Raw genomic sequence first — 23,260 nt, forward strand, 5'->3', positions numbered from 1 at the left:
ACCAATTGCTGAACCTGAACCAATTGCTGAACCTGAACCAATTGTTGAGCCTGAACCAATTGTTGAGCCTGAACCAATTGTTGAGCCTGAACCAGTTGTTGAGTCTGAACCAGTTGTTGAGTCTGAGCCAGTTATCGAACTTGAATCTGCTACAGATGATGCTGGGTTAATGACGCTGCCGGATGATCCACGAACGTTGCTACGATGCCCACCGCAAGAGTTGACAGGCGAATGGACGCCCGAAAAATGGGATTACTGGTTACAAACCGCTCGTGAAACAGACGTTCTGGCTCAGGATGAATTGGCATTGGCGCGTCAAGGGGTGGTTACCGGATTGTGCAATGGTAAATCAACCTTTTTGACAGGGGTAGATAGTAAACATTTACAAGTTATCTTCCAGCAATTATCTAAAAAATTGCAACTACAGTTCCCTGAAGCGGAAATGAATCTACAGATTGATAGTAGTGTCATGCAGTCGGACGACAAAACCCCGGAGCGTCGTCAACACAAACGCTTAGCACACGCTAAAACAGTGGCAGAATCAAAGCTACTTAATACGCCAGTGATGCAATACTTGACTGAGCGCGGTGAAGGCAAAATGGGTAAAGTCCAGTTGTATTAGACAGTTTTATATTTGGTTTTTAGGAAGATTAAAAAGTCTATACAGTTGTTAGACATAATATACATATAAAATATCAAGGCAGTGTTATGCTATTGCCTTGATATTTTTATTTTTACTGGTTACAAAGCGACGCTGTTTGATTGTAAATAGCGTATTTAGTAACGGTAAGATAAATTTAAATTCGTTATAATGGTTAAGTTAAATTAACAATTAAAATGCAGCTTAGGTGAGGATATGTTGGATAATTTACGCGGTATGGCTGTGTTTGCCAGTGTGGTTGGACATGGTTCTTTTAGTGGCTCGGCTCGTGAGCTTGGTATTACGACAAGTGCAGTTAGTCAACAAATTCGTTCATTAGAAAATGACTTGGGCGTGATTTTATTGCACCGCTCAACTCGTAAGTTGAGCTTAACAGAAGCTGGTGAAAGTTTTTATGAGGCCGCAAAAGATGTGGTCAGCGCAGCAGAGCAGGGTCGAATCAAGGTTAACCAGCTGCGTGATGAGTTAGCAGGTAGTTTGCGTGTGGCAACTACTCCTGAGCTTGGGGTCAATCACATTTTACCAGCGCTATCTACTTGGATGGCCGCTCACGATGACCTCAGTATCACCTATCTTGCTGACAATCGTTATATTGACATGATTGATGAGCGTATTGATATTGCGATTCGCATGAGTCCAACGATTGATGATTCAACTGTTACCAGTTACCCTTTAACTGACGTACGCCAAATGCTTGTCGCGTCACCGCAGTATCTTCGCCAAAATGCTAAATTACAAACTCCCAAGGATCTAGCCGAACATCAGCTGATTTGTATTGAAATCATGCAAGATGCCAACCAAATTGAGCTTATTCAAACAGAAACAGGTAAAAAAACGCGCACAAAGATGCAGTCGCGTATTTGTACCAATAATGTCTTTATGGCAACTACTTTGGCCAAAGAAGGACATGGTTTGATCAGAATTATGGAGATGGACGTCCGAAAAGAGCTTGAAAATGGTGAGCTGGTCGAAGTTTTGACAGGTTATCAATTACCAAGCTTTGTACTGTATGCCGTTACCTTAAACCGTGAACAGCAGCCAGCCAAGATTACTCGTTGCCTAGAAGTATTGAAAAAATACTTCCGTGCTAACTAAAGATCGAGACAGTTGCATGCCAGTTGGTTTGGCAAGTAATATAAAAAGCCTATAAACAATATCTGTTTATAGGCTTTTTTAAGCGTAATTTATCAAATTTTAGAAAGAAGGTTTCAATAAGTCAATCACACGCTCAGCCACTTGCGTACTCTCATCGCGGTTCATATTTAGCGGAGGCAACAAGCGTATGACATGACCGCCCGTGACATTGATAATCATCTTTTGCTCATCACGCGCACGATCCACCAGCTGACTACAATCCATGTCTTTGGGCAATGAGATACCAATCATCATACCAGCACCGCGACTACTAACGCCATACTGTCCAAGTGCATTAACGATCGTTTCTCGTATGAATAACCCTTCGCTGACGGCGTTGTCCATAATGTCACTGTTTGCTAGCACATCATACACGCTATGAACCACACGGCTCGCCAATGGTGTACCGCCATAAGTAGAACCATGGCTGCCAGCACCGAACAATCCATTGGCACGGCCGCGAACCATACAAGCACCAACTGGAAAACCATTGCCCAAACCCTTAGCTGTTGTTAAAACGTCAGGGCGCGCACTGCTGTGTTGATACGCAAAGTATTTACCCGTGCGACCATTCCCTGTTTGTACCTCATCAAGCATAAATAGCCAGTTATGGGCATCGCACTCAGCTTGTAGCTCTTCAAGATAAGTAAAACCATTGGCAGCGGTATTGAGACCGCCTTCACCTTGAATAGGCTCAACAAAAATGGCGCAAATCTCATCATAGTCTTGGGCAGCTTGCTTAATTGCGGCAATGTCGCCAAATGGTACACGGATGAAATCTGCATCTAACGTATAAAACCCTTCACGTGCTTTTGGATTGGCAGTGGCTGATAATGACAGCAATGTACGGCCGTGGAATGACTGTTCCATCACAATCACTTTAGGATGTTTGAAGCTTTGCTTATGCGCATACAGACGAGCAAGTTTTAACGCCGCTTCATTTGCTTCAGCGCCGCTATTGGCAAAAAAAACGCTGTCCATTTGGGCCGCTTGACACAAGGTTTCGCCAGCACGCTCTTGCCAATCGATACCAAATAAATTACTGGTATGTACCAAGGTGGCTGCTTGCTGCTGAATGGCCTCTGTTACTTGTGGATGACAGTGCCCCAATCCGCAAACCGCAATTCCTGTCAGCGCATCTAAGTAAGGCGTATCATCTTTGGTATATAGCCAACTACCTGAACCTCGAGTAAAGCTAATCGGTTGACGGTTATAAGTAGGCATCAGGTAAGTCGCAGACATGTAAAACATCCTTAGGGTAGTCAGTTAAATGGAAATATTGATTATAATTCGTCAGAAAAAGGGGTGGTTTCAGCGGGCAAAGTGTAGTCTTCGTTTGCCCAAGCACCTAAGTCGATAAGCTTGCACTGACTACTACAAAACGGTTTGTATTTATTGTCCTGCCATGCCGTTTGAGTACCGCAACGTGGACAAGGATAAGTCTTGGGTGAGGTGTTGGTATTGGGGCTAGAGTCATTCATAATAAAGGGGCGTGTATCCTTGAGGCTTCGAGCATGAGTATGATATTAACGAAAGCGGTCAATCTAGATTATTGAGCTTTGTTTAAATTAAGAGCGATCAGTGCGGACTCGCTGTCGTTATATTACTATTAAAGTGGATTGACTATATAATAGCATGTGGCCGAATAATGGCAAAAGACAAATACCCAAAGGACAGTAAATGACTGATAACATCGAGCGTACACATCATCAGACGCGCGCATTTCAACCAGACAAACTCTCACCGCCACGTGATTTCATGCTTCCCAATATCATCGTAGAAAACACGGCAGAAAAAAAGAGCAGTGCTCCTTTAATATTAGAGATCGGTGCGGGGAAGGGCAAACATGCGCTCAGTTTTGCCGCTCAAAATTCTGATAAGCATCTGATTGCCATTGAGCGTACGCGTAATAAATTTGACGCTTTTGCAAAACTGGCTAAGCAACAACACCTATCGAATTTAACTCCCATTCATGCAGATGCCATTGCCTGGACGGTGCATGCCATCCGGCCCAATAGTATCGCAAAAATATTTATCCTTTATCCCAATCCTGAGCAGCACAATCCAAATCAGCAATGGTTAAACATGCCTTTCTTTGAATTCCTATTGTCACGCTTACAAGAGGGCGGGGAAGTGATTCTTGTGACCAATATAGAAGCGTATATTGATAATGCAGAGCAACAAGCAAATGAGATATGGTGTCTACCAAATACCCGTTCGCAAGTACCTAAAGACAGTCAGCGTACTCATTTTGAAGTAAAGTATCTGGCAAGGGATGAGGTCTGCTGGGAGCTTAAAATGCATAAACCAGAAGGATACAAAACAAGATTTGATAACTGGAAAGCTGAGACAATAGACAACAATAAATAGCCTAAGTAAAAATTCACACACTTAAATTAGCATAATTACTAAATATAAAATAGCCTAAGTAAATAAAAAATTAATCAAGAAAAGCTGTCACTAAAAGACAGCCAAAAATTCTCTGTCAATTAGCATTACAAATAAGGTTTCACTAATTTATTAGAATCTGTATATGAGTCTAGGACGGTAAGAAGGGTATAAGCGCCAATAAATTTACGGCTAATAAACATAAATTCTTTTGGTGGAAGATTAAACTCAAAAGATTGCATCGCACGCGTCGCCTCTGTTGAAAGACGTGAATGCAGTTTGCTGTTTGCCCAGACATAACGATTGTTACCATCTAAACAATCAGCAGGAATATCAGAATTAATGGTAGGATCACTAAAAGGTTCTGTGGCCAATAGAAACAAGGAGGCGACATTGGAACGTACTTTATCACTCATACTGTCAAAAAAGTCGTAGCCAGTCATTGCTAACGTCATCGCCTGATGATCATGATGGTAACCAGCTCTAAGTAAACCACGGGCGATGGTTAATAGATGATTATCAAACTGGCGAATAGCGCCAAAATCTAATAACACGAGCTTGTCGACATCATTGTCATTGGTACTTACGCGAACCAAGTAGTTACCAAAGTTTGGATCGGTCTGCATTTCGCCCCAAACAAAAATCTCTTGCATCATAATTTCAATAGCTGCTTGACCAATAGCGCTACGCCGCTCATGAGACAACAGTTGTAACTCTTCGGACACAACAGTGATGCCTGGCTCATAAGACATACACAATAAGCGCTTTTCCGAATACTTACGGTTGATCTTGGGCACTACATAGCGTGGATCATTACTGAGACGATCGTAAAAACGTTCTGTTGTTAGCGCTTCTGCTTCGTAATCAACTTCGTGATGGAGCAAATCGCGTATCTCTTCAAACCAAGCATCCAATGAGCGAGTTTGTGGAACGATATTACTTACTTTTAATAATTGTTTGAATAACGCAAGATCTGAGTTAATGGCGTCTGCCACACCCGGATACTGAATTTTTAAGACGACCTGTTCACCCGTCGCAATGACAGTAGCACGGTGGACTTGGGCGAGGGATGCGGTTCCAATTGGAATAGGGTCAACGTCAAGCTCATTTAATCTTGCGCCCAATAGTTCACGTAATGTCAGTTCAATAGTTGGCCATGATAATGTGGCTGTGTCATCATTAAGCGTTTGTAATGCGCGGGTGATTTCGGGCGGTAAAATGTGTTCACCGTAAATCGCCAGCATTTGGCCAATTTTAACGACTGACCCTTTAAGCTTACCAAGTTCTGAGGCCAGATAATTTGCCTGTGTTTCCATAAACGCTTGGTTACGCGCGGTACGTGCTTCTTTGTTTAAGAACATACCAGACACACTATTACCTGCCCAGCGACGACCAATATTTAAAGAGGTTTTGGCTATTGACATTCGACGCTCAAAACCTGACGTTTTTAAGTTATCGATTGATTGTTTATTGCTAAAAGGTTTAGACGTATCATTTGCCATAAATATAATCATTCATCCAGTTGCTATCGATTTGCGGGCTCAAGACGTACAATACAAGGGAGATGTGATGCATAGGTACAAAATTGTATCATATAAAGCTCAATTGATTGGTGAGCCTTGGTGAGATGACAGCAGTTACTTTGTAAGCTATCGTGAGCTTATAAAATTCAACCCAAATGCCTATAATGTTTACGATTTCATATACATAATCAATGACTGTTCATAGTAGAAGATAACAAGTAGAAAATTAGCACCTAGTTAAAAATACATGAAAACGGTAAAAAATAAGACCTAGCATTACGCTAGGTCTTATCATATCAGCCAAAAAACACTTAAAAAATCAGATCAATTCGATCATTTATATGCTGTCTTAATGAATCAAGTTAATGTTAATTAAACTACTATTAATAAAAATTATTTAAGCTTTTTCACGCGCAATGGCATGATGGCCGATATCACGACGATATTGGGCCCCCTCAAAACTGATGGCACCTGTGACTGCTAATGCTGCTTGCTGAGCATCAGAGATAGTGTCTGCCAAGGCTGTTACACACAACACACGCCCGCCATTGGTAACCACTTCCTTTTCGCTAATTCCTGCTTTGTCATTAGTCGTGGTATCACTGTCAGAAAATGCCGTGCCAGCATGAAAAACTTTAACTGCATTGGATTTTTGACTATCAAGCTCTGGCAGGCCAGCAATCACATCACCTTTTGAGGAGGTTTCAGGATAGCCTTTTGAGGCAACAACAATACCAAGAGCAGGGCGGGTATCCCATTTTGCCTCACTGGGTAATTGACCTGCCAGCCCTTGCGTCACCAAATCAACCATCGAAGATTGCAGACGCATCAAGATAGGCTGTGTCTCTGGATCACCAAAACGGCAATTAAATTCGATGACATAAGGGTCGCCTGCTTGGTCAATCATCAACCCCGCATATAAGAAACCGGTATAGGGATGACCCGCTGCTTTCATTGCATCAACCACTGGCTGGATGACTTGCGCCATTACCTTTTCATGAACGTCTTGCGTCACGACTGGTGCAGGAGAGTATGCGCCCATGCCACCTGTGTTCGGGCCTGTATCGCCTTCAAAGGCGCGCTTATGATCTTGACTGGTTGCCATTGGCAAAATATTTTCGCCATCGATCATACAAATAAAACTGGCTTCTTCACCTTGTAAAAACTGCTCAATAACCACGCGGCTACCAGCATCACCAAACTTATTGTCCGCCAGCATATCGTCAATAGCTTCATGCGCTTGTTCAATCGTCTCGGCAACGATGACGCCTTTACCAGCGGCCAAACCGTCTGCTTTGATAACGATTGGTGCGCCTTGCTCATCAATATACGCTTTGGCAGCGGTAGCATCGGTAAAGCCTTGATAGGCGGCTGTTGGGATATTATTTTGTGCCATAAATTCTTTGGCAAAGGTTTTTGAACCTTCTAGCTGGGCACAATACGCTGTCGGTCCCCATGCTTTGATATTTGCTTTGCGGCAAGCATCAATGATACCGGTTACCAAAGGCGCTTCTGGACCAACGATGACCAAATCAATGGCGTTATTTTGACAAAAATCTATGACAGCCGCATGCCCATTTGACGCGTCGTCAGAGGTTAAGACAACGTTTTGGCATTTGGGTTCAAGGGCAGTGCCTGCATTACCGGGCGCAATATAGATATTTTCTACTGTCTCATCTTTTGCACACTGCCATGCTAGTGCGTGTTCACGACCACCTGAGCCGATCACCAAAATATTTGTCATACATCCTACCCTTAGTATCAAATAGCATTAAAGTTCATTTAACATCAAAGTTAATCGTGAGTGAGCCATACATTCTCAAAGACACTGGCATATTCTAACAAAAAACCCGTCACAATTACCATGAGTATCCACTGGCCCGCCATCAATGCTCTATAAAACGATGCCCTTTGCAATTTTGCAATAAGGCTCTATTCCATTAGTAATTGTTATCGACATGTTGCTGATTCATGAAATGATGTTGTACGCTTTAGCTCCCGTCCTAGGTGCGTTAAACTTCACCATACTAGATAATAGTTAATCCTAATCGATACATATTCTCAAAGTATAAGAGCATAAAAGGAGAAAGTCTCAAAACAGTAAGAAAAAGTAGAATATGCCACGTAAATGGATATACTACTGCACCTTGTGAGAAGTGTTAAGTATTCTCGCATGGTCAGTCGATGGATAGATTCATAAATTCGAATAAATAAATGATAAATCAAACCTGTAAAAAAGGACGAAGGACATGCCAAACTCCCTCAGTATCGCAAAAGAGCGCATCAGCCAAATAAGCGATATTGCTACCAGTTATGTACAAAAAGACAAATCGCTATTTGACCATTTTATTCATAGCTATTACCAACCACTACACCAAGAAGCGGCAAAAGCCATCAGCAATAACGACTTAGCAGGTATGGCGCTACACCATTTTACGCTGCTAAAAGCCTATGACGGTAGTAAGCCGCAGCTCACAGTAATCAATCCAAAGGCAGAAGAGCAGCACTTTCATAGCTCGCACACGGTCATTCAAATCGTGGCTTATGACAGACCTTTTTTAGTCGATACCATTTTAATGAGCCTTGAAGCAGAAGGCATTGATGTTCATCGTACTTATAATATCATTGTGAGCGTCATGCGTGATGATGATGGACAAATTACAAATGTTGAAGGTGCTCATGAAAGTGCCACGTCTCATTTGTCATTGATTCACTGCGAAATTGCTTACCAAGATAACAACGATTTGGACGCGCTGCAAAAAATGCTGCTGAACAAGATTGACACCTTAGACACGGTGGTCGGTGATTGGAAACAGATGCGTGCACAACTGATGGATATCAAAACAGAGCTATCCAAAAAACCGCTACCTGAAATTTTCTATTCGCAGCAAGAAATACAAGCATTTTTGGATTGGATATTGGACGAGCATTTCATATTCTTAGGTTACCGCGAATACCGTTTAGAAGGCGGTCAATCCATCGAAGTTGAGGCCAAGCCTGCCGACTTAGATTTATTTGCTATTGGTAATAGTGGCCTTGGTTTACTGCGCGGTGCTGAAGAGGACAAACTGTCAGAAAGCTTTAGTCAACTGCCCAAAATGTTAAAGCAGCTATTGACTGAACCGCGCGTATTGATGCTGTCTAAGTCGAGCCGCGTCTCTCCAATCCATCGTTCAGTATATATGGACTTTTTGGGTATTCATAAGTTTGATGATAACGGCAAATTGGTTGGCGAATATCGATTCGTTGGTTTGTTGACCTCACAAGCTTATCAGCTGACTGTACAACAAATACCGTTACTTCGTGAAAAAGCCAATAAAATCATGGCAATGGCAGAACTGCCACGTGATGGCCATGCTCATCACAAGCTGATGCATGTGATTAACACGTTACCGCGCGATGACTTGTTTCAAGCCAGCGTCGAAGAGTTGTATCCGATCGTATCTGGTATTAGCCAACTGCAAGATAAAAAGAGTCTGCGTCTGTTTAGCCGTATCGACCATTATCAGCGTTTTGTCTCATGTTTGGTCTATATCCCACGCGATAAGTTCAACACTGAACTGCGTATCAAAGTACAAAATGTCCTCAAAGAAGCGTATGGCGGAACTTCTTCAGGCTTTACGACAGAATTCAATGAGTCAGCTCATGCCCGCGTTCATGTTCACGTCCGTACCGTACCCGGTCAAGTAAATGACGTCAATACTGAAGTGCTCGAAGCCAAATTATCAGCGCTGATGCAGTCATGGAGTGACAGTTATCAAAAAATGCTGCTCGATAATGTCGGTGAGCAGCAAGCTAATGCATTAAATCGTCGCTTTTTGAATTATATTCCAGCCGCCTATCAAGAACGTTTTGATACTCGTACTGCGGTCGAAGATACCAAACGCTTATCAGGATTGACTGAAGAGCAGCCAATGATTTGGCATTTATATCAGTCAACAGGCGATGCACGTAATCAGCTGCATCTTAAGTTATACGGCCGCGAGCAGCCCGTTATTTTGTCTAAAGTACTGCCAATCCTCGAAAACTTTGGTGTGTCCGTCATTTCTGCCCAAACTTATGAGTTTGATCTGCCAGAGCAACCAATTTGGATGCAAGAGTATGAGCTGACATTAGAGCACGTTGATACCGTCAATATGCAAGTGGTTCGTGGTCAGTTTGAAGACAGTCTCAAGCAAATTTGGGCAGGACAGGTCGAAAGCGATTCGTTTAATGAGCTGGTACTGACGACCAATCTTGATACTCATGATGTGGTCGTATTGCGTGCGTTATCGCGTTATATGATACAGGCGCGCGCACCATTCTCTAGCACGTATATTCAACAAACGGTTGTTAAAAACAGTGACATCAGCATGGCATTGAGCGATCTGTTCGATGCACGGATGAATCCTGAGCACAGTGACAACGTCCGTCAAGAAAAAACGACTCAGATCCAAGAGCAAATTAATGCCGCCCTTGCTGACGTTGACAGTTTGGATGAAGACCGTATCCTGCGTTGGTACTTAGACTTAATCAACGCCATGGTTCGTACCAACTTCTACCAAGTCGATGATAAAGGTCAACGTAAAGACCGTTTGTCGTTTAAATTCTTGGCCGCTGCCATTCCGAATTTGCCCCTGCCGAAACCGATGTTTGAGATATTTGTTTACTCACCGCGTGTTGAAGCAGTGCATTTACGCGGTGGCAAAGTGGCACGTGGTGGTCTGCGTTGGTCAGATCGTATGGAAGATTTCCGCACCGAAGTATTGGGTTTGGTTAAAGCGCAGATGGTCAAAAATGCGGTCATTGTGCCTGTGGGTTCAAAAGGCGGCTTTATCGTCAAAACCAAAACCATGGCGGATGGTCGCGAAGCGTTCCAAGCTGAAGGTATTGCCTGCTATCAGACATTCTTACGCGGTATGCTTGATATCACAGACAATATTGTTGACGGTAATATCATCGCGCCAGCCAATACCGTGCGCCATGATGAAGACGATCCATACTTGGTGGTTGCCGCGGACAAAGGTACTGCCACTTTCTCAGACATTGCCAATGCTTTGGCGGCTGAGTACAACTTCTGGCTTGATGATGCCTTTGCCTCTGGTGGCTCGGTAGGTTACGACCATAAAGCGATGGGCATCACCGCACGCGGGGGTTGGGAGTCAGTTAAACGCCACTTCCGTATGCGCGGCATGGACATTCAAAACCGCGATGACTTTACCGTTATTGGTATCGGTGATATGAGTGGGGACGTCTTTGGTAACGGTATGCTGCTATCAACCCATACCAAGCTGGTTGCGGCCTTTAACCATTTACATATTTTCATTGATCCCAATCCAGATACGGCAAGCTCTTATGCTGAACGCGCCCGCTTGTTTGAGTTGCCGCGCTCATCATGGGCAGATTATGAGCAATCGTTAATCAGTCAAGGCGGGGGTATCTTCTCACGTCAAGACAAGACCATTGCCATCAGTCCAGAGATGAAAGTCGCCTTTGATATTAGTGCCGACAGTCTAACGCCCAATGACTTGATCAGCGCTTTACTGCGCGCGCCTGTTGATCTGCTCTGGAATGGCGGTATCGGCACTTACGTCAAAAGCGTCAATGAAACCCACGCTGATGTTGGTGATCGTGCCAATGATGCGCTACGTGTCAACGGGAACGAGCTGCGCGCAGCCATCGTTGGTGAAGGCGGTAACTTAGGTCTTACCCAGCAAGGACGTATCGAGTACGCACAAACGGGCGGCCGCATTTATACCGATGCTATCGATAACTCAGGTGGCGTGAACTGCTCAGATCATGAAGTGAATATCAAAATCTTACTGGGCAAAGTGGTCGAGCAGGGTGACATGACCTTGAAGCAGCGCAATGAGCTGTTAGAGAGTATGACCGATACCGTGGCAGAATTGGTATTGCGCCAAAATTACTTGCAGCCGCAAGCGATTGAACTCAGTCACCTGCAAGCGTCAGCGAATTTGAATGAACATCAGCGTTTTATTCAAATGTTAGAAGGTGAAGGTCGTCTTGATCGTGCGATTGAGTATTTGCCATCAGATGAAGAGATTGCCAAACGCCAAAAAGCAGATACCGGTCTCACCAATCCTGAATTGGCTGTTATTATGGCTTACGGTAAAATGTGGGTTTATGACAACTTGTTGTTGTCCGACTTGCCCGATGACCCATACTTCATTGATGAGCTACGCAAATACTTCCCTGATGAGTTAGCAGCCCGCTTCTTTGATGAAATGACTGAGCACCGCTTACACCGCGAGATTATCAGCACATATTTGACCAATAGCGTGGTCAATCGTTTGGGTATTGAAGCATTATTCCGTCTTTATGAAGAGACTGACCAATCACTTGCCACCATTATTCGTGGTTATGCGATTACCCGTGATGTCTTTAATGTATCAAAAGCTTGGAGAGCGCTTGAAGACTTGGACAATCAAGTCGATGCGACGCTATTGCTCACGCTTGAGCTGCGTCTACGTGATGCTCTTGAGCGCGGTGTGGTCTGGTTTATCAATGCCTTTGGCCAAAACTTACAAGTGACGGATATGATCAGCCGCTTTAGTAATAGCGTGGAGAAACTGACCAAATCGGGCGGTTTTATTGAGCAGCAATTTGCTCAGTATTTACAAGAAGATACCACAAGCCTGATGGAAAAAGAGCTGTCCAACACCGATGCGGCGTTGTTTGCGATGCTACCATATCATGTCGATGCTCTTGATGCTGCTATTTTGGCCGAGCAATATGAGCGTCCTGTCGATGAGATTGCAACGCTGTACTTTGAAGCCTATCAAGTATTGCAGTTAGATTGGATGATGGACAATATCGCAGGTTTACCGCAGCAAGGATATTGGGATCGCCGTGCACGTCATGCGCTTGTCAATGAGTTGACACGTAGCTTACGTCTGCTTATGGATGCGGTACTGTCAAAACCTGATGCCAAGCAAGCCTTTAGTGAGTGGCGAGCGCGTCATTTGGACAGTTTGGCGTCAATAGAGGCGGAAATGAGCAAGCTTGATAGTAATGAAGACAGTCAAGTAAGTCTCTCAACGCTCTCAGTATTGATGAGTGAGCTCAGTGGTTTGGTGACAAAATAACAGTCACTCAATAAAAAACGCTATAAAAAAACCACCGTTATGAATTAACGGTGGTTTTTTTATTGTTTAACTGGAGCGTGTCCTCAATTCAAGCGATAGTCATCTAAATGGACTAAAAATGAGGACACGCCCTAAAATTTTATCAAAAAGATAACCCGACTGAGAATACGGTTGCTATCAAGAGTACCAATGCCAATATTTTAATCAGATATTCGTTGACAACCTTGCCCTGTGATTTGACTAAAGCCGCCTGAGAGTTTTTCAACTTTGATTTGCGTCAAAATGCGATCTTTTAACGCTTGTACATGAGAGATCACCCCAATTAATTTCCCTTCTTGTTGTAAGTTGGTCAATGTATCGAGTGCAATGTCCAGTGATTCTTCATCCAAGGTGCCAAAGCCTTCATCCAAAAACAGCGAGTCCACACGAATATTTTGGCTGGCCATCTGTGACAGTCCCAGCGCTAAGGCAAGACTAATAATAAAGCCTTCACCGCCCGAGAGGTTTTTGGTACTGCGAATCTCGCCGCCTTGGTAATTATCAATCACATTAAGCTCAAGTGGGCTGTCGTCATCACGAATCAGCAGGTAACGGTCGCTCATCTTTTGCAATTTAGTATTGGCGTGTGTGACCATCAGATCGAAGGTCAAGCCTTGCGCAAAGGTGCGGTACTTTTTACCATCAGATGAGCCGATTAACTTGTGCAATTGTTGCCAGACTTGCAATTTGTCCTTTTGCGTGTTGATGGCATCAAGCTGTGCCTGTTGGTTGGCTTTTTTGTCCTCATTGTCTTTTAGTTGCTGGCTAATAGCACCAATCGACTCGATGCGTTTATTAGACTCATCCTGTGCCTGCCGCTGTTGCTCGGTGAGCGTGGCTTTATCGTCCGTTGTGAATGGATGAGCTTGCTTATCATCAAGGTTTTTTTGCGTGTCGTCGAGTAACGACTTTGCCTGCTTTAGAGCATAATCGATATGTTGCTGCTGCTGATTGAGTGCCTTGCGCTCATCCACAGGCAGTCGAGCCGCCGTAAAATCAGCTTCGTCAATAAAGTCAGAGGCGGCGAGCGCTGATTGAAACACATTTTCTTGCGTGTTAAGCGTATCAGTGACGGTTGTTATTTGCTCGGACAAGTTTTTTTGTTTATCAAGCAATTGGTTGAGTGTGTACTCGGTATTGTCCAATTGTCTTTGAGCCGTGATCTGCTCAGCCTGAGCTTGCTCTAGTGCCTTGCGCAGGCGGTTGTCTTCCTCTTCAGGATCTTTATCCGCAAAAATCTGCGCTCTGTCTTTTTGAAGATGATTAAGCACCGTCGTTTTATCCGTGACTAATTGAGCGGTCTTATCAAGCTCTTCTTGGTTTTGATTAAGCTGGTTTTGCTTGGTTTCGATTTGCGTCTCTATGCGCCCAAGTGCGGTTCTTAAAGCGTGCTGTTCTTCTTTAAACGTATTGAGTTGGTTTTTTAGTTGTCCAAGACTACGGTGCTGCTGGCGCAAGGTATCGATATGAGCCTGAGTGGCCACATCGCTTAGTATGGTTTGAGTCTCAATACTGGCTATCAACGGTTGTAGCGAGTGCTGCAAGGCGCGTATCGCTGTGATTGAGTCTGATTGATACGTGCCAGCTGAGTATTTGGTTAGCAGATGCCATATGGCGTCTGTAAGGGTTTTTAGTTCAGAAAACTGGTCATCGAATTTTTCACCAAGATTTTTTAACGTTGACGAGCTTACTTCGATATGTATTTTAATATCGTTGATATCACTTGCCAGCTGATACTCGGTTTGTTTCAAATTCTCTGTGGTTTTATGTATGGTAGAAATTGTCTCATTAAGCGTTTCATAGTGAGATAGGGTGTTTTTAAGCGTCTCCCGATATTGGGTAAGCTGAGTTTTGATACTGTTTAACAATGCTAGTGAGTCGGTCGGCGTCTCTATCTGTTGCAGCGTTGATAGCGGTTCTATAATCGCTGTGAGACATTCAGAAGGGGTTTTGTTTAAGACAGTACTGATTAACTGACCGAGATCAGCTTCTAGCGTGTGTATTTGTTCATCCAGTAGCGTTTGCTGCCCTTGGGACTGCTCAAGCTGATGTTGCGCTGTGGCTTGGTGGATACGCTGCTCTGATAAGGTTTTTTCCAAATCGGCGATGGTGGTATCCAGTTCTGTTATCTGGCGCTGTGTCTGGACAGCTTCCGTCTCTTTGGCTAAATGGGGATGATTGAGGCGATAAGGATGCTCAAGTGCGCCGCACAGCGGGCAAGGATGACCGTCTTCTAAATCAGCAATGTAATCCTCTAACTTGGCGACTTTTTGTAATAAATGTAGCTGGGTTTGTTTGTCATGACGCTTGTCTTTGGCAATTTGCAATGCTGATTCAGTATGATGAATAGCGCTTGTCAGTTTTGTGAGCTCGTCATGTATTGCTGGAAGGTCAGTCTTTGTTTTTTTGCTTTGAGCATAAAGCGTATTGAGCTGTTGTCTTTTAAAGCTGACTTGTTCAACTTGACTGCTGATATGATCGATCTGTTCTTGTTCAGTGCGCATATCAGCCACTGACTGCGACTCAGTGAGTGCTGCTTGCTCCTGTTGTATCGCTTTTAATGTATCTTGCGTTATCGCTTTGGTAGCTTCTTGCTCTTTTTGCTGTTCATAGAGGCGATCAAGACTGGTCTGGTGCTGGGCTATTTGATTTTGCTGGGCTTTTTTATCCTTTGCTAACGCCGCATTGTCTTGTAGCAATACTTTTAAGCGACCACAATGCGCCTCAAAGTTGGCGATGTCGCTCTCAATATCATTAAACGCATGAGCGTCATCGAGCTGCGTTTCTATTTTTGTCAGCTGGCTGGTATTTCGCTGCGCTTCATTAGTGTGATGGTTAATCTCTTGACGTAAGCCCTGAGCGTTGGTTGCTAGCGTTTGTTGTCTTTGCTGAACATCCTTTATGCTATGAGCGTGCTGCGCAATGTCTACATCTAGTTTGCGTGCCGCCTTAATATTAGGCAAAGCCGCTTGCAGCGCATCACTAGCCGTTTGTACCTGCCCTTGTACCGTCTTTAGATATACAGTCGCTTGCGCCAAATTATCTTCTTGCTGCGGCAAGGTATGGCTAATTTGCTGCTGATCTTTTTGCAAACGCTTAAGATTGTCGCGGTTATTGACAAGCTGGCTAAATTGGCTGTCGATCTCTAATGCTTTATTAGCAGCGGCGAGGCGCTTGGCATCAGGGATAAAGTCTTGCTGGGCCTGCTGAGCCTTCTCAAGATTATTGTGATAAAGCTGTCGCTTGTCTTTTAATTCTGTGACGCTATCGAGCCATTGGATTTTTTTGTCTAGGGTTTGAAGCATCTGCTGCTGTTTGCTTTGCGCTTGTTGATACGACTGCAAATCTGACTTTAACTGTTTTTCTTCATTGGCATCTAGTAGCATCAAACCATCTAGACCGTATTGCAGTTTGCTGAGAATGTCTTCTTCAGCCCGTTTTTTATCATGGACATGGGCTGAGATGGTCGCGTAAATATCCGTACCCGTGATTTTTTCTAAAATGTCTGCCCGTTCATCAGCTTTTGCCTTTAAAAAGGCGGAAAAACTGCCTTGCGCCAGCAATATAGAGCGAGTGAATTGCTGAAAATCCATCCGCGTCAGCTCGATGATCTTATTTTTGGTATGCTTTAAGGTACTTTCTAACAGATCATCGGGTTTTGACACATCATCGAGGTTAATTTTTGCGATTTCGTGCGTCGCGTCTTGCAGGTTGCCATCCGCTTTATTATAAGCTCGGCGCTGTCCCCAGCGGCAGCGGTAGTGATTGCCGTTTAAATCAATTACCACTTCAGCCGAGCATTCAGCCGTTTGCCGCGTCATGACTTCATTGCTACTTTTGCTGATACTATTGATCCTTGGCGTCTCACCGTATAGTGCCAGACAAATGGCATCTAAGATCGTCGTCTTGCCAGCGCCCGTCTGTCCTGTAATGGCAAAAATACCTTCATTAATAAAAGCGGTATCACTAAAATCAATGTGCCATTCGCCTTTTAGGGAGTTTAAGTTTTTCAGTCTGAGTTCGATTAGGCGCATGAATGGGTCTTATTGTTGGTAGTCGCAGCAAATGTAAAAGTAAAGAAGTTCATAGTGATAAAAAATAGTGTCAAAAAGGGGCTATCATGATAGGTCAATCATATCACTCTGCCAACTTATCGTCATGGCGAAGGTTATAAACGATTTGCTCATAAGCATTGCGTAAGCTTGGTTTTTGCTCATCAGAAACATTATGTACCGTTAAGCAACGCTCAAAAACCTCCATTTCATTTAAATCCTGTAGCGTCTCAGAAGTCTGCTGTTGATTAAGGACTTTGTTATAAGTGCGCGTGTTTTTAATTTTTAATACCTCACACGGCAGGCCCTCTATCATTATCAGAACTTGCTCACGTAAGTCACTGACGACGGCATCGCCCGCATAAATAATCTCCAGCCAAACTGATTCTGTACTCGAAATGGACTGTATAGTGTGATTGATGGTTTGACTAATGGCCTCTAAATCGCCTGATATTTGCATCAATCGTTGAAAGGTTGGAACGGGTAGGGAGCTCACCTGCATTTGCTTTGAGTTGTCGTCATGCCGTGTTTCTTTGGTAGTCACAAACTCAGTTAGCATTAGATCATTGTCTTGATTTTGCTCATCAGACTCGCTTTCAGACGTTGAAATGATGGCAGCATCCTTTTTTATCTCAACATTTTCTGCTGGCTCGTCAAAACCAAACAAATCATCCATAAAGGTAGCGGCTTGACTTACTGCTCTTTTAGCCGTTTTTTCTACTGATTTTTCAACCTTAGTAACCGTGTTAGATAGCTGAGGAACAACACTATCAGATGTGGTATTTGATTCTACGATTTCATTATCAATATTATTTATAGCACCAAACTGTATAAGCAGTACTTGTTTTTGCTGTCTTGCTTCACCAAAACCCATGGCAATAGGTGAGCCTGAATAGCGAATATGCGCGCAACCACCAACCCGTTGCGGTACATGCAAATGACCAAGGGCAACATAATCAAAGCTGTCATCGAACATATCAGCGGAAATTTTACCAAGTGAGCCAACATACAGCTCGCGTACGCCGTCATCATCAGTCGTTTTGCCGCCTGCCGCGAATAGATGACCTGTGGCAATGATAGGAATATGGCGCTGGTGCGTTTTCATTAATTTTGCTTGTTGAGCTTTGGCAATGTCTGCTACTTGATCGTAGTGTACGCGGATACCAGCGATGACATTGGCATCTTTGGTCTGACCTGACTCGCCCGCCTGACTGCTACGCACGTCACGATCACGCAAATAGGGAACAGCGGCAATAATGCAATGTGGATCATTGTCCTCATCGCCTAAAACCAATACTTCATCGGCCAAAACCTCACAAGCCGTGCCGATGACATGCACATTTAAAAACTTAAGGACATTGCTGGGGGCATCCAAAAATGTTGGTGAATCATGATTGCCAGCCACAATGACCACATGCTGACAGCAGGATTTCGACACCTTACCCAGAAATTCATAATACAGCGCTTGGGCTTTGTTACTTGGGGTCATGGTGTCAAAAATGTCACCCGCGACGATTAAGATGTCCACTTGCTGCGCGCTTATTGTCTCTTGTAGCCACTGCAAAAACGACTCGAACTCATCATAACGAAGGCGACCATATAACCGCCGCCCTAAATGCCAATCGGAGGTGTGCAAAATGTTTAAAGGTTTGGCAGACAAGTAGGTAGGCGCGTCAGGTATGGACATAGTTGGACTTATTGTTAAACGTGCGAAAAATGAGTAGAGATCTTTCATTCTAGCAAGATTTGTGCGGCTTTGCTCTGTTGCCATATATAAAAAAGCCCCACCAGTATTTTGGCAGGGCTTGTGCAATTGTTAGTGACCGTTCTTTAATTCATTTTTCCAGATATTCTCACGCTATTCTGCAAGATTAGCGATCATAGATAAGGCATGCGCTTGCTGATTCGTAGATGATTTTTTGTCTTTATTAAGGCTTGATATGCCTTCGCGTAACCAGTTATCTGCGGTGTCAGCGCTGTTTTGGTTGTATTGATTATACCAAGACAAATCATCGTGTAAGCTGACCACATTGCCCATAATCAGTAAGGCGGGTGTGGGCAGTTGTGCCTGCGTTTGCTGCTCAACAATAGTCGCAAGCGTGCCCGTCAATACTTGCTGATTGGGCATACTGGCATTAGAGACAATCGCAATGGGTGTGTCGGCACTGCGTCCAGCCTCAATCAATCCTTCGGTCAACCGCGAGAGCGAATGCAGACCCATATAAAACACTACGGTCTCATCGGTATCCAAAAAGTTTTTAAAGTTGCTATTGGGCGCGCCCGCCTTTAAAAATCCCGTGACAAAACGCACGGATTGCGAGTGGTCACGGTGGGTGAGCGGGATACCAGCATAACTGGCCGCCGCATTGGCCGCAGTAATCCCTGGTACCACTTGATAAGGAATACCATGCGCGCGCAGACTTTCAATCTCTTCGCCGCCTCGTCCAAAGATAAAGGGATCGCCACCTTTTAGACGCACCACGCGCCGACCTTTTTTGGCGCTATTGACCAACAGCTCATTGATACCAAGCTGCGCTACCGTATGATTGCTGCGTTTTTTACCGACAAATACCTTGTCCGCATCACGGCGACATAGATCCAGCACTTGCGGCGACACCAGCGCATCATAGTAGACAATATCCGCTTGCTGCATTAAGCGCAGCGCTTTAAATGTGAGCAGTTCTGGATCGCCAGGGCCTGCACCAACGATATAGACTTCACCCACGTTGGTTTGAGAGTCAGGGGTTTGATACACGGAGTTTTGAGAATCGGTCGATGCGTCTGATATAACAGGCGCGTTTGTCTGCGCTGTGTCAGTATCCACCGCATCTTTTTTACTAATGGCGGCGGCGGTACTGTCTAAGTCGGCTTGTAGCTGGGCGATTGCTTCATTTTCATTACCCGCAAACATCAGCTGGCTGACTTGACCTTCGAAGGCACGCTCCCAAAATTGGCGACGTCCGGTAAGGGTCGGTATTTTGGCTTTTACTTCACTCCGAAACTCGCCAGCCAGCTTTGCTAATTTACCATAGCCTTGCGGAATCAGGGTTTCAAGGCGGGCGCGCAGTAGACGTGCCAGCACAGGCGCTTTGCCGTTGGATGAGATACCAATCACAATAGGATTGCGATCGACAATGGCCGGGAAAATAAAATCACAGAGCGGCGGGGTATCGACCACATTGACGGGGATATTTAAATCCGTCGCATCGGCATGAATTTGATGATTTAGCGCTTCGTCATCAGTACCTGCAATGATAACGCGCGCACCCGACATATAGGATTTATGATAGTTTTCTTCAACCAATTCATGCTTATCCTCACTCAGCAACTCTCGTATTTCATGGCTGATATCAGGTGCAAGAATCGTAATACGCGCACCGGCGCGGCTTAGTAAGTCGGCTTTACGTAGTGCCACTTCACCGCCACCCACGATAAGTACTTTTTGATTTTCTAATTTAAAAAATAGCGGGAAGGTGTTCATAGCGTCACCATTTATTGTATTTAAGAGATGTCGTCATTATGAGGGATCACAAGCGCACGCTCACGCAGTGAATTGGCATTAGTATATTCGTTTTTGTCATGATAGTGAGGTTTTTTGATTATAAAAGGAATAGATTATAAAATTTCAAATAGATAGCGAAGGTTTGGTAGCAAACTTTCGAATGTATCAGCCAGACCTTGGGTTTTAAGGTTTTTTAGGATTCGTGACGCTAAAGAATCAGTGCAGAAAGCGATTGATTTTCTTGATACATTGGTATCATCTATAACGTAGGGGTAAATAAATGAAAAAAATTGGACTATTGGGTGGTTTAAGTTGGGTGTCTACTCACGAATACTATGCCCTAATTAACCAGCATGTTCGAGAAGCATTTAAAGATAATACGTCAGCACATATTGTCATAGAAAGTGTCAATGAGCATTTATTTTTAGATCGACTCACCAGCGACCCTACAGAACAGATTTGTTCAAAGATGGTGGCTGATGCTGTCAACGTATTAGAGGTTGCACAGGCTGAAGTCATTGCCTTAAGTGCTAACGGCATTCATCGATTTATAAAGGATCTTCCAGAATATTCACGTCAAAGAATAGTACATATTGCCACTGAGACAGCCAAAGCATGTGACCATTTAGGCTATAAAAAGGTCGGCCTATTGGGTGTCTATCAGACTATGACAGGTGACTTTTATAAAAAAGCGTTGGCTGATTTTGGTATAAACGTAATGGTGCCAAATGAGGCGCACATGCAAGATATTCATCAAAGAATTGTTGATGACCTATGTTTGGGAGATTTTAATGATAACAATAAAGCCTATTTTTTAGATCACAGTCGACGGTTAGTAGATGAGGGTGCAGATGCTGTCATTCTAGGCTGTACTGAAATTCCATTATTATTAAAGGATGAGCTTAATACTCACTCGCAATTAATTTCTACTACCCACGTACACACAAAAGCAATAGTAGAAAAGGCGCTAAGTAGAGAGTAGAAGGTCAAATTCAACCATAAAAAAAGCAATGACAGTAAAATCATCGCCGCTTTTTGCAACACGGTTCGTTATTGAGTTTTATCTGTCAGCTTTTATTTGTAGCTGAGTATGCAGACCACACTCACGGCTTGCTTCTACTTTGGTTAGATCAAAGTAATCAAACTCATTTGGCAAGTCATGCTCTTCAAGATAGACGTCCAAGTCCGCGTCTGTTTTTCAAACGATGAAATTACTTTCTCAAATCAATAAATTATCTAACACACGCTAACATATCCCAAATTAGTGTGTGCTAGCATGTTTTAAGATAATCGATCGTATATTAATAATATTTAAAAAGAGTAAACATACTATGAAATTACAAGACAGAGTGGCGATTGTATTTGGTGGCACTTCAGGATTAGGTGAAGCGACGGCTAAAGCGTTTGCCAATGAAGGCGCTAAAGTAGTCGTCACAGGACGCGATGAGGAAGACGGCAATCGAATCGTCAAAGACATTAAAGATAACAATCAAGACGCCATTTTCGTAAAAGCTGATGTGACGGAAAAGAGCGACATTCAAGCCGTTGTTGACAAAGCATTAACGACTTATGGTCAGATTGACATTTTATATAACGGTGCTGGTATTCATGATGCTTATGACAATGCGGTTGAGCTAGAAGAAGATTTTTATGATAAATTGATGGCGATTAATGTCAAAGCGCCTTATCTGGCTTCCAAAATAGTGATTCCGCATTTTATTAAGCAAGGCGGCGGCGCCATTATCAATGTCGGTTCGCAAGCGACACAAATGGCAGGACCGGGTGGCTCAGCCTATGTTACCTCCAAGCATGCCATTTTGGGGTTCTCGAAACAGTTGGCTTTCGATTTTGGTAGTCAAGGCATCAAAGTTAATACATTGTCGCCAGGTTTTATAAAGACCCCAATGACTGAGGGTATTGAAGATGAGCGTTTAGAGCGTATTCCTGCCAAGCGTGCTGGTAAGCCTGAAGAGATTGCTGCACTTGCCGTATTTTTGGCATCTGATGATTCTAATTATATGCAAGGCGCTAACGTTTTGATGGATGGCGGTTGGGTACTAGGTCGCAAATAGCTTCAATAGTTGCCAACATGGTCGTCAACAATAAAAAAGCCCTCTCATTTTGAGAGGGCTTTTTTATTGTTGTTACATAATGCTGTGAGGGGTTATCGAAGATTATAACTGAGTATGCAGACCACACTCACGGCTTTCTTCTACTTTGGTTGGATCAAAGTAATCAAACTCATTTGGCAAGTCATGCTCTTCAAGATAGACGTCCAAGTCCGCGTCTGTTTTTTCAAATAATGGCGCCACTTTTAACACGCCATCTTTTGATAAGCTCAGTACATCTAGCCCTTGACGGAACTCGGTTTGATCTTTGCGAATGGCGTTGAACCACACATCAGGCTGTAGTTCATCTAGAGCGCGGCGGAATGGCTCAAGTTTTACTTGATCCGTAAATTCATCATGCTGTGGATTGTCGATGCCCGGGATACCATTCATGGTCGCGTCACGATGCGCAGCGGTTTGCTTAGGAATGTAAGTGACCACGTTCAAGTTTAGATCACGAATGACTTTATTGGCAAACTGATAAGTGGCATCAGTGTTATAACCTGAATCCACCCATAATACTGTGATGTCAGGACGCTGTTTGGCAACCAAATGCAAAATCGCTGACTCATAAGGACGGAAGTTGGTGGTGATAATTGGGTTTTTGGCTTGCGATAATGCCCAAGTAACGATTTCTTCTGGTGACTTACCTTGCAATTCTTGGTTGGCCTGATCGATATCTAGGTTTGGATGTAGTTGGCTCATGTGACATTCCTTAACGGTTGTTAGTATAAAATGTTATTGGTATAAAATAGCGAATTCATTTTG

14 protein-coding genes and 1 pseudogene are annotated in these 23,260 nt (G+C 43.7%); 6 read left to right on the top strand and 9 right to left on the bottom strand.

Annotated elements, in window-relative coordinates; all coding sequences use genetic code 11:
- Both AAJP47_RS07690 and AAJP47_RS07695 read left to right on the top strand, forming a co-directional pair.
- Window positions 1-622 (top strand): annotated as a pseudogene (locus AAJP47_RS07690) (DNA polymerase III subunit gamma/tau); the annotation flags it as partial.
- Window positions 623-856: 234 nt separating this feature from the next.
- Entirely contained in the window at window positions 857-1,756 is a 900-nt protein-coding gene (locus tag AAJP47_RS07695; RefSeq protein WP_346717321.1) for a LysR family transcriptional regulator, read from the top strand.
- Window positions 1,757-1,855: 99 nt separating this feature from the next.
- On the opposite strand, the gene AAJP47_RS07700 is transcribed toward AAJP47_RS07695, so the two are convergent.
- The gene (locus AAJP47_RS07700; RefSeq protein WP_346717322.1) at window positions 1,856-3,037 is read right to left on the bottom strand and encodes an aspartate aminotransferase family protein; all 1,182 of its coding nucleotides are present in this window, start codon (window positions 3,035-3,037) and stop codon (window positions 1,856-1,858) included.
- A gap of 41 nt (window positions 3,038-3,078) precedes the next feature.
- Window positions 3,079-3,276, bottom strand: coding sequence for a DNA gyrase inhibitor YacG (locus AAJP47_RS07705; RefSeq protein ID WP_346717323.1), 198 nt, complete (start codon window positions 3,274-3,276; stop codon window positions 3,079-3,081).
- A 199-nt stretch (window positions 3,277-3,475) separates the two neighbouring features.
- On the opposite strand from AAJP47_RS07705, the gene AAJP47_RS07710 reads away from it, so the two are divergent.
- Window positions 3,476-4,165: a DUF938 domain-containing protein gene (locus tag AAJP47_RS07710; protein ID WP_346717324.1), complete on the top strand. Its 690-nt coding sequence runs from the start codon at window positions 3,476-3,478 to the stop codon at window positions 4,163-4,165.
- A 125-nt stretch (window positions 4,166-4,290) separates the two neighbouring features.
- Here AAJP47_RS07710 and AAJP47_RS07715 read toward each other — a convergent pair whose 3' ends face one another.
- A complete protein-coding gene (locus AAJP47_RS07715; protein WP_346717325.1) occupies window positions 4,291-5,685 on the bottom strand; it encodes an ABC1 kinase family protein in 1,395 nt (464 codons plus the stop codon).
- 418 nt (window positions 5,686-6,103) lie between these two features.
- The gene (gene purD / locus AAJP47_RS07720; protein ID WP_346717326.1) at window positions 6,104-7,450 is read right to left on the bottom strand and encodes a phosphoribosylamine--glycine ligase; all 1,347 of its coding nucleotides are present in this window, start codon (window positions 7,448-7,450) and stop codon (window positions 6,104-6,106) included.
- Between the two features lie 505 nt (window positions 7,451-7,955).
- Here purD and AAJP47_RS07725 point away from each other — a divergent pair.
- Window positions 7,956-12,791 (top strand): NAD-glutamate dehydrogenase, encoded by a 4,836-nt coding sequence (locus AAJP47_RS07725; protein WP_346717327.1) that lies wholly within the window; start codon window positions 7,956-7,958, stop codon window positions 12,789-12,791.
- 200 nt (window positions 12,792-12,991) lie between these two features.
- On the opposite strand, the gene AAJP47_RS07730 is transcribed toward AAJP47_RS07725, so the two are convergent.
- From AAJP47_RS07730 to cobA, 3 genes are all read right to left on the bottom strand, one after another.
- A complete protein-coding gene (locus AAJP47_RS07730; RefSeq protein ID WP_346717328.1) occupies window positions 12,992-16,864 on the bottom strand; it encodes an AAA family ATPase in 3,873 nt (1,290 codons plus the stop codon).
- Between the two features lie 103 nt (window positions 16,865-16,967).
- Window positions 16,968-18,569: an exonuclease SbcCD subunit D C-terminal domain-containing protein gene (locus AAJP47_RS07735; protein WP_346717329.1), complete on the bottom strand. Its 1,602-nt coding sequence runs from the start codon at window positions 18,567-18,569 to the stop codon at window positions 16,968-16,970.
- A gap of 171 nt (window positions 18,570-18,740) precedes the next feature.
- A complete protein-coding gene (cobA, locus tag AAJP47_RS07740) occupies window positions 18,741-20,363 on the bottom strand; it encodes a uroporphyrinogen-III C-methyltransferase (RefSeq protein ID WP_346717330.1) in 1,623 nt (540 codons plus the stop codon).
- 301 nt (window positions 20,364-20,664) lie between these two features.
- Between cobA and AAJP47_RS07745 the strand changes: the two genes are divergently transcribed.
- Window positions 20,665-21,366 carry an aspartate/glutamate racemase family protein gene (locus AAJP47_RS07745; RefSeq protein WP_346717331.1) on the top strand — a complete coding sequence of 234 codons (702 nt, stop codon included), beginning with the start codon at window positions 20,665-20,667 and terminating at the stop codon, window positions 21,364-21,366.
- A gap of 78 nt (window positions 21,367-21,444) precedes the next feature.
- Here the strand turns inward: AAJP47_RS07745 and AAJP47_RS07750 are convergent, their stop codons facing one another.
- Window positions 21,445-21,567: a hypothetical protein gene (locus AAJP47_RS07750; protein WP_346717332.1), complete on the bottom strand. Its 123-nt coding sequence runs from the start codon at window positions 21,565-21,567 to the stop codon at window positions 21,445-21,447.
- A 148-nt stretch (window positions 21,568-21,715) separates the two neighbouring features.
- Here AAJP47_RS07750 and AAJP47_RS07755 point away from each other — a divergent pair, with 148 nt between their 5' ends.
- On the top strand, window positions 21,716-22,456 hold the full coding sequence (locus AAJP47_RS07755; protein WP_346717333.1) for an SDR family NAD(P)-dependent oxidoreductase: 741 nt from the start codon (window positions 21,716-21,718) through the stop codon (window positions 22,454-22,456).
- A 102-nt stretch (window positions 22,457-22,558) separates the two neighbouring features.
- Here the strand turns inward: AAJP47_RS07755 and AAJP47_RS07760 are convergent, their stop codons facing one another.
- On the bottom strand, window positions 22,559-23,197 hold the full coding sequence (locus tag AAJP47_RS07760) for a phosphoadenosine phosphosulfate reductase domain-containing protein (RefSeq protein ID WP_346717334.1): 639 nt from the start codon (window positions 23,195-23,197) through the stop codon (window positions 22,559-22,561).
- Window positions 23,198-23,260: the final 63 nt, after the last annotated feature.

This window comes from Psychrobacter halotolerans (assembly GCF_039680845.1).
Taxonomy (GTDB): domain Bacteria; phylum Pseudomonadota; class Gammaproteobacteria; order Pseudomonadales; family Moraxellaceae; genus Psychrobacter.